Origin of the sequence: Falsiroseomonas tokyonensis (assembly GCF_019024325.1) — a bacterium.
Classification (GTDB): Bacteria; Pseudomonadota; Alphaproteobacteria; order Acetobacterales; family Acetobacteraceae; genus Falsiroseomonas; species Falsiroseomonas tokyonensis.
Genome location: NZ_JAFNJS010000001.1, coordinates 1,203,565 through 1,216,473 on the forward strand (window position 1 = coordinate 1,203,565; position 12,909 = coordinate 1,216,473).

Sequence of the window (12,909 nt, forward strand, 5' to 3'; positions counted from 1 at the left end):
CGGGAGGGGAACCATGACCGATCTGCCAAAGCGCATCGCCGATGAGGCGGCGCTGGAGGAGGTGATGTCGCGCCCCGACCCGGCGCTGATCGCCGACCTGGCCCGCGTGCCGGGGGACATCCTGGTGCTCGGCGCCGCCGGCAAGATGGGTCCGACGCTGTGCCGCCTGGCCAAGCGCGCCGACCCGGCGCGGCGCGTCATCGCCGTGGCGCGCTGGTCCGAGGCCGGGCTGCGGGCGCGGATGGAGAGCTGGGGCATCGAATGCCTCGCCGCCGACCTGATGGACGACGCGGCGCTGGCGGCGCTGCCGGATGCGCCGAACGTGGTCTTCATGGCGGCGATGAAATTCGGCAGCACGGGGAATGAGGCGCTGACCTGGGCGATGAATGTGCAGCTGCCGGCCCGCGTCGCGGCGCGCTGGGCGGCCTCGCGCATCGTCTTCTTCTCCACCGGCAATGTGCTGCCGATGTGGCCGGTGAACGGACCAATGCCGGATGAGGATGCGACGCCCGCCCCGATCGGCGACTATGCCGCGAGCTGCCTCGGCCGCGAACGTGCCTTCCAGCATGCCGCCGCCACCCGCGGCACGCGCTGCTTCGGCATCCGCCTGAACTACGCCATCGACCTGCGCTACGGCGTGCTGCATGACATCGCCACCAAGGTCCTGGCCGGCACGCCGGTGCCGCTGGCCATGGGGCATGCGAACGTCATCTGGCAGGGCGATGCCAATGCCTGGACTCTGCGCGCCCTGGCCGCCGCCGAGGAAAGCTGCCCGATCCTGAACGTGACGGGGCCGGAGACCGTTTCGGTGCGCTGGCTGGCGGAGCAATTGGCGCAGCGCATGGACCGCACGCCGGAATTCGCGGGGACGGAGGCGCCGAATGCGCTGCTCTCCAACGCCGCCCGCGCCTTCGCCCGCTTCGGCTACCCCCGCGTGCCGCTGCTGGTGCTGGTGGATTGGGTGGCGGACTGGGTCGCCAGCGGCGGCCGGGCGCTGGGCAAGGCGACGAAATTCGAGGTCCGGGATGGCCGCTTCTAGCACCACGATCCGCGCGCAGGGCGAACTCTCCGCCCGCGCCCGCGCGACGCGCCAGCGCATCCTGGATGCGGCGCTGGTGGAATTCGCCGAGAAGGGCATGGCCGGCAGCCGCGTGGACGAAATCGCCGCCCGCGCCGGCGCCAACAAGCGCATGCTCTACGCCTATTTCGGCAGCAAGGAGGAGCTGTGGCTGACGGTGCTGGAACGCGCCTATGCCGCGAAGCGGGAGGAGGAGCGGGAGCTTTCGGTGGACAGCCTGCCGCCGCTGGAGGCGATGGTGCGCCTCGTGGCCTTCAACCTGCGCTACACCAGCCGCCACCCCGAATTCGTGGCCCTGCTGAACCAGGAAAACCTGCACCGCGCCGCCTATCTGAGCCGGTCGGAACATGTACCGGCGCTCTATTCCCCGATGCTGGAGGCGCTGACCACGGTGCTGGCGCGCGGCGCTGCGGCGGGTATCTTCCGCGACGGGGTGGACGCCATGCAGCTCTATATCTCCATCCTCGCCTTGGGCCATTTCTACGTCGCCAATCGCCACACCCTGTCCACCATCTTCGGCACGCCGCTGGACACCGAAGCCGCCATCGCGGCGCGGGAGGCGCATATCTCCGACTTCGTCCTGGGCTACCTACGGCCTTGACCTGACCGCCCGGCCGAGACAAAGTAACCGCCTGGTTACTGGTTGGCGGGGGGAAACACCGTGGGTCTGCGCTGGCAGGACTGGCCCGAAAACGTGCTGGCGCGGCTGCGGGCCGGCTGCGCCATCCCGGCGCATCCGCTGGCGCTGAATGCGCGGCGGGAATTGGACCCGCTGCGCCAGCGCGCGCTGTCCCGCTACTACCTTTCGGCCGGCGCCGGCGGGCTCGCCGTGGGCGTCCACACCACGCAATTCGCCATCCGCCAGGTCGGGCTGTTCGACCGCGTGCTGTCCCTGGCCGCCGAGGCCGCGAGTGAGCGGGATGACGCGCCCATCCTGGTCGCCGGCGCCATCGGCCGCACGGAGCAGGCGGTGCGGGAGGCGCGGATCGCCCGCGGCCTCGGCTACCACGCGGTGCTGCTGAGCCTCGCCGCCTGGAAGGGCGCCTCGGAGGACGAGATCATCGCGCATTGCGCGGCGGTGGCGGCCGAGATGCCGGTCTTCGGCTTCTACCTGCAGCCGGCGGTGGGCGGCGTGAAGCTGCCGCTGTCCTTCTGGCGCCGCTTCGCCGCGATCGAGAATGTGGTCGCCATCAAGATGGCGCCCTTCGACCGCTATGCGACGCTGAACGTTCTGCGCGGCGTGCTCGAAGCGGGGGCGGTGGACCGCATTTCCCTCTATACCGGCAACGACGATCACATCGTCGCCGATCTGCTGACGCCCTTCGCGCTGGCCGGCGCCAAGACGCCGCTCCGCATCCTGGGCGGGCTGCTGGGGCATTGGAGCGTCTGGACCAAGGCCGCTGTCGACCTGCATGCGCGCTGCTGCGGCGCCGATGCCACGCCCGAATTGCTGGCGCTGGATGCGCAGGTGACGGAGATGAACGCCGCCGTCTTCGACGTGGCGCATAGCTTCCACGGCGTCATCGCCGGCTGCCACGAGATTTTGCGCCGCCAGGGCCTGCTGGAGGGCATCTGGTGCCTCGACCCGGCCGAGAGCCTCTCGCCGGGCCAGGCCGAACTGCTGACCACGGTGGCGCAACGCTACCCGCATCTGACGGACGATGCCTTCGTCCGCGCGAACCTCAACACCTGGCTCTCCTGAAGGATATTGGCAAACATGGCGGAACGCCGCATCGGCCTCATCATGAACGGCGTCACCGGACGCATGGGCATGAACCAGCACCTGATCCGCTCCATCGCGGCGATCCGCAAGGATGGCGGCGTGATGCTGAAGAACGGGGATCGCGTGATGCCCGACCCCATCCTGGTCGGCCGCAACAAGGAAAAGCTGGAGGCGCTGGCGAAGGCGCATGGCATCTCCCGCGTCTCGACGGACCTCGACGCCTGCCTGGCCGATCCGAAGGACACGCTGTTCTTCGACGCCGCGACCACGCAGATGCGCGCCGGCCTGCTGACCAAGGCGATCGAGGCCGGCAAGGACATCTATTGCGAGAAGCCGACCGCCGACAGCCTGGCCGATGCCATGGCCGTCGCGCGGCTGGCGAAGCAGAAGGGCATCAAGGCCGGCGTGGTGCAGGACAAGCTGTTCCTGCCGGGCCTGCGCAAGCTGAAGATGGCGATCGACAGCGGCTTCTTCGGCAAGATCCTCAGCGTGAAGGGGGAGTTCGGCTACTGGGTCTTCGAGGGCGACCTGCAGCCCGCCCAGCGCCCGTCCTGGAACTACAAGAAGGATGAGGGCGGCGGCATCATCCTCGATATGCTCTGCCACTGGCGCTATGTGCTGGATAATCTCTTCGGCAATGTCGAGAGCGTCTCCTGCCTCGGCGCGACGCATATTGAGACGCGCATCGATGAGTCGGGAAAACCCTATAAGGCGGATAGCGATGACGCGGCCTATGCGACCTTCCAGCTGGAAGGCGGCGTGATCGCGCATATCAACTCCAGCTGGGTGACGCGGGTGCGGCGCGACGACCTGGTGACCTTCCAGGTCGACGGCACGCATGGCAGCGCGGTGGCAGGCCTGCAGAAGTGCTGGACCCAGTCGCGCGTGAACACGCCGAAGCCGGTCTGGAGCCCCGACACGCCGCAGCCTATCAACTTCTACGAGGGCTGGCAGGAAATCCCAGACACCGAGCCGATGCCCAATGGTTTCCGCGTGCAGTGGGAGCTGTTCTTCAAATACCTGGCCGGCGAAGTCGCGACCTATCCCTGGGATCTGCTGGCCGGCGCCAAGGGCGTGCAGCTGGCGGAGGCCGGGCTGCAGAGCTGGGCGGAGCGCCGCTGGATCGATCTGCCGAAGCTGGAGGTGTGAGCATGCCCACCATCAAGCTGCCCGAGGGCGATTACACCCTGAAGGGCCCGCGCGATTTCCCGAAGGCGACGCCGCCTTTTCCGCGCGTCGCACTCGCCGCCGCGCATGTCGTGGCGGACACGATGGCCGAGCAGGACCCGTGGCTCGACGCCAAGATCGACTGGGACCGCACCATCGCCTTCCGGAAGCACCTGTGGTCGCTGGGCCTCGGCGTGGCGGAGGCGATGGACACGGCGCAGCGCGGCATGGGCCTCGATTGGACGGCGGCGCAGGAGCTGATCCGCCGCTCACTGGACGCGATGCAGGACCATCCCGGCGCGGTGATGGCCAGCGGCGCCGGCACGGACCACCTCGCACCCGGCCCCGACGTGACCGTGGACGATGTGATCCGCGCCTATGAGGAGCAGTGCGAGGCCGTGGAGGCGATGGGCGGCCGCATCATCCTGATGGCCTCGCGCGCTTTGGCGAAAGCCGCGAAATCGCCGGCGGATTACGAGCGCGTCTATGACCGCATCCTGTCCCAGGTGAAGCAGCCCGTCGTCATCCACTGGCTGGGCGAAATGTTCGACCCGGCGCTGGAAGGTTATTGGGGCAATCACGACCACATGGCGGCGATGGAGACCGCCCTGAAGGTCATCCACGCCCATGCCGACAAGGTCGATGGCGTGAAGGTCTCGCTGCTGGACGACCAGAAGGAGATCTCGATGCGCCGCCGCCTGCCGAAGGGCGTGCGCATGTACACCGGCGACGACTTCAACTACGCGGAACTCATCGCCGGCGACAGCCACGGCTATTCCGACGCGCTGCTCGGCATCTTCGACCCGATCGCGCCGGCGGTGGGCGGTGCGCTGGCCAGCCTCGCGAAGAACGACCTCTCGACCTTCCACGACATCCTGGCGCCGACGGTGCCGCTGAGCCGCCATATCTTCAAGGCGCCGACGCGCTTCTACAAGACGGGCGTGGTCTTCATGGCCTGGCTGAACGGCCACCAGGACCACTTCGTCATGATCGGCGGCCAGCAATCCACCCGCAGCATCCGCCATTTTTCGGAATTGTTTCGCCTGGCCGACAAGGCCGGCCTGCTGCGGGATCCGGACATGGCGGTGGCGCGGATGCGGAACCTGCTCGCGCTGCACGGTGCCGCCTGATGGAGATGTCGCTGAACACCGTCACGGTGAGGGAGAAATGGGGCCTCGCCGACTGTATCGAGGGCTGTGCGCGGCACGGTATCCCCGCCATCTCGCCCTGGCGTGACGTGCTGCAGGCCATGGGCGTGGAGCGTGCCGCAAAGCAGATCCGCGATGCCAGCCTCGCGGTCAGCGGGTTGTGCCGCGGCGGCATGTTTCCGGCCGCCGATGCCGCTGGCCGCGCCGCGGCCATCGAGGACAATCTGCGGGCCATCGAGGAAGCGCACACCATCGGCGCCGCCTGCCTGGTGATGGTGTGTGGTGGCCTGCCGCCGGGTTCCAAGGATCTGCCCGGCGCGCGCGCCATGGTGCGCGATGGGCTCGCCGCCATCATGCCAGCGGCGCGCGCCGCCGGCGTGACCATCGCGCTGGAGCCGCTGCATCCCATGACCTGCGCGGACCGCTCCGTGCTGTCGACGCTCGGCCAGGCGCTCGACCTCTGCGACGAATTCGGCGAAGGCATGGGCGTCGCGCTCGATGTCTACCACGTCTGGTGGGACCCGCAGCTGGAAGCGCAGGTCGCGCGCGCCGGTTCGCGCATCGCCGCCTTCCATGTCTGCGACTGGAAGGTGCCGACGCTCGACACCGTCTTCGATCGCGGCATCCCTGGCGAAGGCTGCATCGACATCCCCGCCATCCGCCGCATGGTGGAAGCGCAGGGCTACGACAGCTTCGCCGAGGTCGAGATCCTGTCGAAGCACTGGTGGCAGCAGGACCCGGACCAGGTGCTGCCCCTGCTGAAGGAACGCCACGCCTCCGCCGTCTGAGACCAACAAGAAACGGGAGAACAAGAATGACCGGCCTCCGCATCTCGCGCCGCGCGCTGCTCGGCACCGTCCTCGCCACGCCGGCGCTTGCCCAGGGCTGGGCGCCCACGCGGCCGCTGCGCTTCGTGGTGCCCTTCCCGCCGGGCGGCGCGACCGACGTCGTGGCGCGCGTCATCGCCGACCGGATGCAGGAAAAGCTGGGCCAGCCCGTCACGGTGGAAAACCGCACCGGCGCCGGCGGCAATGTGGGCGTGGAGAACGTGGTGCGCAGCGCGGCGGATGGCCTGACCATCCTCATGGGCACCACCGGCACGCTGACCATCAACCCGCATCTCTACACCAATATGGGCTTCAACCCGGCGACCGACCTGACGCCGATCGGCATGGCCTTTTCCACCGACCATGTGCTGATCGTGCATCCCTCCGTCCCCGCGCAGAACCTGCAGGAATTCCTGGCGCTGCTGCGGTCGCGGCCGAATGCGCTGTCCTACGGCTCCGGCGGCAACGGCTCCTCCACCCATCTGGTGCCGGAGCTGTTCAAGCTGGTGGCGCGGGTGGAGATGCAGCACGTGCCCTATCGCGGCAGCGCGCCGGCGCTGAACGACACGGTGGCCGGCAACGTCCAGGTGATGCTGGACCAGCTGCCCTCCGCCCTGCCGCAGGTGCAGGGCGGCCGCGTGCGGGCGCTGGCGGTCACGGGCCCGAAGCGCTCCGCCCTGCTGCCCAACCTGCCGACCTTTGCCGAGGCCGGGCTCGCGGATGCGCAGGCTACCTCCTGGGGCGCCGTCATGGCCCCTGCCGGCCTGCCCGCCGCGACGACAGAGCGCCTGTCCACCGTGTTGCGCGAAGTGCTGGCGGAGCCCGCCGTGCAGCAGCGGCTCGCGGCCGCTGGCGCCGATGCCGTGACCTCCACCCCCGCGGAGCTCGCCGCGACGATGCGGGAGGAGACGGCGAAATGGGGCCGCGTGATCCGGGAAGCGCGCATCACCGTGAACTGAACGCAGCCTTGACGGCGGCCGCAGCATCGCCAGGCTGCGGCCGCACCTTCCAAGGCCTCACGATATGCCTTCGCTGCCCCGCTGGGCCTGGATCGCCATCCTGCTCGGCCTGCTCGCCGCCACCGTGCTCATCCTGCTGGCCATGGGGCGGGAGCCGATCTGCAAATGCGGCAGCATCAAGCTGTGGCATGGCGAGGTCATCAGTGCCGAGAATTCGCAGCACATCACGGACTGGTACACGCCCAGCCACATCGCGCACGGGCTGATCTTCTACGCCGCCCTGCACCTGGTGGCGCGCCGCCTCGGCCTGCTGCCGCGCGCCGCCATCGCGACGGTGGTGGAGGCGGGGTGGGAGATCGTCGAGAACACCGATGCGGTGATCCAGCGCTACCGCGAGGCGACCATCGCGCTGGACTATTTTGGTGACAGCGTCCTGAATTCCGGCTTCGACATCGTCGCCATGTGGCTGGGCTTCGCGCTGGCCGCGCGGCTGCCGGTCTGGGGCAGCGTCGCGCTGCTGCTGGCGATGGAGGTGGGCGTCGCGCTGGTGATCCGCGACAACCTCACCCTGAATGTGCTGATGCTGCTTTGGCCGCTGGATGCCGTGAAGGAATGGCAGGCGGCGAGGTAGCTCAGCCCTTCGCCCAGTCCAGCTCCTCCGCCACCAGGCTCGCCCAATAGGCGGCGCCGAGCACCAGGGCGTCGTCGTTGAAGTCGTAGCGCGGCGTATGGACGTTATGAAAACTGCCATCGGCGTTCATGCCATTGCCGATGCGCATGAAGACGCCGGGCTTTTCCTGCAGCATGAAGGCGAAATCCTCCCCGCCCGTGCTGAGGCCGACCTCGCCGACCTTGTCCTGGCCGACCAGCGCGGCCGCGGCGGCGATGGCGACCGGCAGCTTCTCCGTGGCATTCACCGTGGGCGGGCAGAGCGGCACATAGCTGAAGGTGGCGGTGCAGCCCTGGGCGGCAGCCAGCGATTCGGCCAGCGCCTGCAGCCGGCTGCGGATGATCGCCTGGTCCGAGGTCTCGAAATAGCGCGCGGTGCCGCGCACCACGACCTTGGCCGGCATGACATTCGGCGAATCGAAGCTGCCGCCCGCGACATGGCCGACGGAAAGCGCGGCGCTGGCGGTGGGCTTCAGGTTGCGCGGCAGGATGGTGTGCACGGCCAGCAGGAACTGGCCCAGCGCCACGGTGGCATCGGTCGCCAGGTGCGGCGCCGCGCCGCCATGCCCGCCGCTGCCGTGGAATTCCACGCCCCAGAAATCGGCCCCCGCCAGCATCGGCCCCGGACGCGTCGCGAACTGGCCCACCGGCAGGCCCGGCGAATTGTGCAGGCCATAGACCGCATCGACGGGAAAGCGGTCGAACAGCCCATCCTTGATCATCGCCGGCGCGCCGGTGCCGGCTTCCTCCGCCGGCTGGAAGATGAACTGCACCGTGCCGGCAAAATCCGGCTGGCTCGCCAGGTAGCGCGCGGCGCCCAGCAGCATGGTGGTGTGCCCGTCATGCCCGCAGGCATGCATCTTGCCGGGCACGGTGGAGGCATGCGCGAAATCGTTCTCCTCCTGGATGAACAGCGCATCCATGTCCGCGCGCAGACCGATGGCGCGCTGCCCCGGCCGGCTGCCCTGCAGCGTTCCGACCACGCCGGTGCCGCCGATGCCCTCCGTCACCGCGATGCCCCATTCGCGCAGTTTCGTGGCCACCAGCGCCGCGGTGCGGTGTTCCTCGAACCGCGTCTCGGGATGGCGGTGGATGTCCTGGCGGATCGCGCGCAATTCGCCGTCATAGGCGCGGATCGCGTCGAGGATGTCCTTGCGCATGCGTCTCTCCAACTCAGCCGGGCCAGGCGGCCCTGGGCATCAAATCCATCGCGGCGGTATCGGGCTCAAGCGTCGCGCCGAGGCCGGGTGTCTCCAGGCTGGCAAGGTCCAGCAGTCCGTGGCGGATGGCAAGGCGTGGCCCATGCGCGGTATCGGCGTAGAGGCCGGGATGCGCTTCCAGGAACCGATAGGCTTCCGCCTTCGGTCGCCCCGCGAAGCCATCGACGAAATGGTGGCCGTTGCGCTCGACATGCGGCAGGCCGAGCAGCGCGACCAGCGCCAGGTCCTGCTGCACGCAGACGCCGGCCAGCGTGGTCAGGTCCTCGGCCGACATGAAGTAGCGGTCGCGCCCTTCCTCGGCATTCCAGGCGCGGCAGCGCGCCAGGTTGATGACGGATCGCCAGACGCCCTTGCAGGCCTTGGAGGAAACGCCCGCATAGCCCAGCGCGCGGCCGGTGACGAAGGCATCCAGCGGCCCGTCGCTTTCGTCGATGATGACGGGGCGTTCGGCCGCCAGGGCAGCCATGCCGGTTTCCAGCGCGCGGGCACGCTTCACCGGCTGCTCGATGTAGAGGATGGAGTTGCACAGCCGCGCCAGCCGCGGCTCGGCCTGCATGGCGCGCCACAGCGCCAGCGCGCCCTCCGCATCCTCGTATTGCTCATTGCCGTCGAGGCTGGCGTGGTAGGGCTCCGCCGCGCGGTCCAGCACCGCGGCGATGCGCGACAGGCGCTCCACATCGGCCGTGATGTTGCCGCCGACCTTCAGCTTCCAGTAGCGGTGGCCGTAGTGCTGCGCTACCTCCTCCAGCGTTTCCGGCAGCCCGTCATTCACGCGGCTGTCCTGATCCGCCGCGGTGATCGGATCGACCAGCCCCACGGTGTGCCGCGCATGCAGGGTCCGCAGCGGCTGTTGCGCCGAGAGCATGGCCGCAAAATCGAAGCGGGCGAGGTCCGGCGCCACGGCATGCGGCGCCAGGCCGCCGATATTGGCGCGCATGCCGGTGGCGAAGGAGACGCCGCGTGCCTTCAGCAGCGCATCCAGCATGGCGCGGTCCAGCAGGGCGCGGCCGTAGCTCGCGACCAGCGGATTCAGCCCCTCCGCCCCCGCGGCCGCCGTCACCGCGGCGTAGCTGTTGGCGAAATGGCCGAAGGCGGTGTCGGCGCCGGCGGCGAGGCTTGCCTCCGTCGCCAGTTCCAGCGCGCGGCGCAGCTGCTGCTCGTTCTGCGCATCCGACAGCTTCGGGTCCTTGTCGAACCACTTCGCCGCCAGCGTCTCCGCCGCCACGCCCCAGCTTTCCGTCCCGTCCTCCAGCCGGATGCGCGCACGCACCACTGCCTGGCGGCCCTGGGTCACGGTGATGACGCCGAAGCGGAAGGGCATGCGGAGCGCGAAGGGCCATTCGAAACGCTGCGTCTCCAGCAGCGTGAAGCGGATGCTCATGTCTCGAGGATTCCCCGCAGATAGCCGATCGCCCGTGCGGCGCTGGTTGCGCCGTCGGGATGATGGTCGAAAGGCTCCACGGCGCAGAAGCCGGAATAGTCGCAATCCTGCAGGGCATCGAGCACCGGACGGAAGGCATCGCGCCCCTGGCCGGGGCCGCGGCGGTTGCGGTCGTTCAGATGCACATGCGCGATCTGCCCGCCGGGGATGAAGCGGCGCAGCAGCGCGGCCGCGCTGGCCTGCTCGCCATTCCCGGCGGCGCTAACATCCAGCATGGTCTTCAGAGCCGGCGTGCCGATGCGCGTGACGATCTCCACCGCCTCCGCCAGGCTGCTGGCCCAGTTGGTCTGGCCGGCATCGAGCGGTTCCAGGCAGTAGGTCACGCTGTGCTGCGCCGCCCAGCCGCCGGCCTGCGCCATCGCCTCCTCCGCCCGCTGCGCATCGCCCTCGGCGGCCACGACGCGCTGCTTCGGCGATCCATGCACCAGCAGCGTGGCGCCGAGATCGGCGGCCAGGCCCACCAGCCGCTGCATCACCTCCAGCGTGCGCGCACGCAGCGTGACATCGGCGCTGGTGATCGAAAGCCCCGCGGGCGCCAGCAGCAACCAATGCAGTGACGTGATCGGCGCGCCTTCCTCCTGCGCCATGCGCCGCAGCTCCGCACGCCGCGCCGCCGGCAGCAGATGCGGCGCTTCGGCATCCAGCGTGAAGGGCGCGACTTCCAGCCCATCATAGCCCAGCGCCGCGGCAAGCCGCGCCTGTTCGTGGAAAGGCAGGCCAGCGACCACTTCGTTGCAGAGCGAGATGCGCATTATGTCAATAACTCCTGGACGCGCATCTCATGCGCGGATCGCCGCGCGGCGTCCAGTATGCGCAGCGGCAGCACGCCGCCCTCGTAAAGATCCGGTCCCCGCTTCACGCGCGTCGCCACGGCATTGAGGAAGGCCGCAAGCTGCGCCGCCACCACGCCCACCGGGTCCAGCGCCGCCGCGCCGAGATCCTCGGCCGGCGCATGGTCCGGCAGCCAGGCACCACTGGCCGCGGGATGATGCGCGCCGCGGCGCAGGCGCAGCGTCTCCGCCATGAAATCCACCTCGGCCAGCGCGGCGCTGCCGGCCACGGCCAGCAGCTTGCGGGTTTCCGCGCCGGGCACCACGGCATCGGCGTGTTCGCCGGGCAGCACGCAGCCGGCCTCGACCAGCGCGGTGGCGCCGGAGGGGAAGCGCAGCTGTATCACTGCCAGATCCTCCCGCCCCCGTCGCAGCGGGTCGGACAGGGTGGCGAAGACATGGCTTGGCGCCTCGCCGGCGATCCAGGGCAGCAGGTCGGCGAAATGCACCGCATCGTTCAGCAGCGCGCCGGAATCGCCGCGTGCGCGCTTCAGCCCGGACATGCGCGCCGAGAGGTGATGGATGCGCCCGAAGCCGCCCGCGCGCGCCAGGCGATGGATGGCCTGCGCCTTGGGATGGAAGCGGAAGAACAGGCCGAGCTGCACGATGCGGCCGCGCGCTTCCGCCAGTTCATGGAGCATCGCGGACTCCGCCGCGGTCTCCGTCGCCGGCTTTTCGAGGAACAGGTCGCGGCCCGCACGCAGCGCGGCCTCCGCCAGCGCGACATGGGTGGCGGGGGGCGTCGCGATCAGCACCGCCTCGCAGTCCCGCAGCGCCGTGTCGAGATCCGCGGCGAAGCGCGTGCCGGGTGGCGCCGCCGCGCGCATCGCCGCATCGGGCTCCAGCACCAGGGCCTCCCGCCCCAGCCGCGCCAGCGCCGCCAGGTGGACGCGCCCGAAGGCGCCGCAGCCGAGGAGCAACAGGCGGGTCATGCGCCATCTCCGCAGGCGCGGTGCCGGCGGTCAAGCGCTTGACCCCGCGCGGGGCGCGCGCGAGCCTGCCGCCATGTTCGATGTCCGGGCCGCGATCGCCGAGGATCTGCCGCGCGCCGCGGCGCTTTCCGCCGCCATCGGCTGGAACCAGGTGGCGGCGGACTGGGCCTTCTTCCTGCGCCACGGCGATCTGCGCGTGCTGGAGGATGGCGCGGGGGAGGCGCTGGCCGCCAGCGCGGCGCTGCTGCCCTATGGCGAGGCGCTTGCCTGGATCTCCATGGTGCTGGTGCGGCCGGACCAGAGGCGCCGCGGCCTGGCCAGCGCGCTGCTGCGCTGGGCCATGGATGCGCGGCCGGGCCGCACGCTGGTGCTGGATGCGACGCCGGCGGGGCGGGCGGTCTACGGCCCGCTCGGCTTCGTCGATGTCTTCGGCCTGGCCCGCTGGCTGCTGCCCAAGGACCTTGCGCGCCCGCCGGGCATCGCGGTGCGGCCGCTGGCCGTGGCGGATTGGCCTGAGCTGCTGGCGCTGGATGCCGCCGCCTTCGGCGCCGATCGCGTGCCGCTGCTGCGCGACTTCGAAAAGCGCCTGCCGCGGGCGGCCTGGGTGGCGCCAGGCGGCTATGTGCTGGCGCGCGATGGCCGCCTGACGCCACAGATTGGCCCCGTGGTGGCGCAGGATGCGGCCACCGCGCTGGCACTGGTTGCCGCCGCGCGGGCGGCGCTGGCCCAGCCCGCGGTGCTGGATGTGCCGGATCACGCCACGGCGCTGACGCAGGCCCTTTCAGCGCAGGGCGGCGTCCTGCAGCGACCGTTCACGCGCATGGCGATCGGCGCGATGCCAGCTGCGCAATCCGGGAAAAACTTTGTGCTCGCAGGGCCGGAGTTCGGTTGACGGCAGGCGCGGAGGGGTCGCAC

At 70.0% G+C, this 12,909-nt stretch carries 13 protein-coding genes; 9 read left to right on the plus strand and 4 right to left on the minus strand.

Annotated elements, in window-relative coordinates; all coding sequences use genetic code 11:
* Nucleotides 1-13: 13 nt before the first annotated feature.
* The 8 genes from J3S20_RS05455 (at nucleotide 14) to J3S20_RS05490 (ending at nucleotide 7,533) form a co-directional block, all read left to right on the plus strand.
* Nucleotides 14-1,039: an NAD-dependent epimerase/dehydratase family protein gene (locus J3S20_RS05455; protein ID WP_216835239.1), complete on the plus strand. Its 1,026-nt coding sequence runs from the start codon at nucleotides 14-16 to the stop codon at nucleotides 1,037-1,039.
* Complete coding sequence (locus J3S20_RS05460; RefSeq protein WP_216835240.1) at nucleotides 1,026-1,679, plus strand: TetR/AcrR family transcriptional regulator; 654 nt, start codon at nucleotides 1,026-1,028, stop codon at nucleotides 1,677-1,679. Before J3S20_RS05455 ends, J3S20_RS05460 begins: the two co-directional genes overlap by 14 nt.
* 60 nt (nucleotides 1,680-1,739) lie before the next feature.
* Nucleotides 1,740-2,780 carry a dihydrodipicolinate synthase family protein gene (locus J3S20_RS05465; protein WP_216835241.1) on the plus strand — a complete coding sequence of 347 codons (1,041 nt, stop codon included), beginning with the start codon at nucleotides 1,740-1,742 and terminating at the stop codon, nucleotides 2,778-2,780.
* A 15-nt stretch (nucleotides 2,781-2,795) separates the two neighbouring features.
* Entirely contained in the window at nucleotides 2,796-3,950 is a 1,155-nt protein-coding gene (locus J3S20_RS05470; RefSeq protein WP_216835242.1) for a Gfo/Idh/MocA family protein, read from the plus strand.
* A gap of 2 nt (nucleotides 3,951-3,952) precedes the next feature.
* Nucleotides 3,953-5,098 carry a dihydrodipicolinate synthase family protein gene (locus tag J3S20_RS05475; RefSeq protein WP_216835243.1) on the plus strand — a complete coding sequence of 382 codons (1,146 nt, stop codon included), beginning with the start codon at nucleotides 3,953-3,955 and terminating at the stop codon, nucleotides 5,096-5,098.
* The gene (locus J3S20_RS05480; protein WP_216835244.1) at nucleotides 5,098-5,904 is read left to right on the plus strand and encodes a sugar phosphate isomerase/epimerase family protein; all 807 of its coding nucleotides are present in this window, start codon (nucleotides 5,098-5,100) and stop codon (nucleotides 5,902-5,904) included. Before J3S20_RS05475 ends, J3S20_RS05480 begins: the two co-directional genes overlap by 1 nt.
* A gap of 26 nt (nucleotides 5,905-5,930) precedes the next feature.
* A complete protein-coding gene (locus J3S20_RS05485) occupies nucleotides 5,931-6,902 on the plus strand; it encodes a Bug family tripartite tricarboxylate transporter substrate binding protein (protein ID WP_216835245.1) in 972 nt (323 codons plus the stop codon).
* Nucleotides 6,903-6,966: 64 nt separating this feature from the next.
* Nucleotides 6,967-7,533, plus strand: coding sequence for a DUF2585 domain-containing protein (locus J3S20_RS05490; RefSeq protein WP_216835246.1), 567 nt, complete (start codon nucleotides 6,967-6,969; stop codon nucleotides 7,531-7,533).
* 1 nt (nucleotide 7,534) lies between these two features.
* Here J3S20_RS05490 and J3S20_RS05495 read toward each other — a convergent pair whose 3' ends face one another.
* The 4 genes from J3S20_RS05495 to J3S20_RS05510 are packed head-to-tail and all read right to left on the minus strand — an operon-like array spanning nucleotide 7,535 to nucleotide 11,994.
* Nucleotides 7,535-8,731, minus strand: a complete 1,197-nt coding sequence (locus J3S20_RS05495) for an amidohydrolase (protein WP_216835247.1) — start codon at nucleotides 8,729-8,731, stop codon at nucleotides 7,535-7,537.
* 13 nt (nucleotides 8,732-8,744) lie between these two features.
* The gene (locus J3S20_RS05500; RefSeq protein WP_216835248.1) at nucleotides 8,745-10,172 is read right to left on the minus strand and encodes an enolase-like domain-containing protein; all 1,428 of its coding nucleotides are present in this window, start codon (nucleotides 10,170-10,172) and stop codon (nucleotides 8,745-8,747) included.
* A complete protein-coding gene (locus J3S20_RS05505) occupies nucleotides 10,169-10,984 on the minus strand; it encodes a sugar phosphate isomerase/epimerase family protein (protein ID WP_216835249.1) in 816 nt (271 codons plus the stop codon). The genes J3S20_RS05500 and J3S20_RS05505 overlap by 4 nt, the downstream gene beginning before the upstream one ends.
* Nucleotides 10,984-11,994, minus strand: coding sequence for a Gfo/Idh/MocA family oxidoreductase (locus tag J3S20_RS05510; RefSeq protein ID WP_216835250.1), 1,011 nt, complete (start codon nucleotides 11,992-11,994; stop codon nucleotides 10,984-10,986). Before J3S20_RS05510 ends, J3S20_RS05505 begins: the two co-directional genes overlap by 1 nt.
* Before the next feature lie 73 nt (nucleotides 11,995-12,067).
* Between J3S20_RS05510 and J3S20_RS05515 the strand changes: the two genes are divergently transcribed.
* The gene (locus J3S20_RS05515) at nucleotides 12,068-12,886 is read left to right on the plus strand and encodes a GNAT family N-acetyltransferase (protein WP_216835251.1); all 819 of its coding nucleotides are present in this window, start codon (nucleotides 12,068-12,070) and stop codon (nucleotides 12,884-12,886) included.
* Nucleotides 12,887-12,909: the final 23 nt, after the last annotated feature.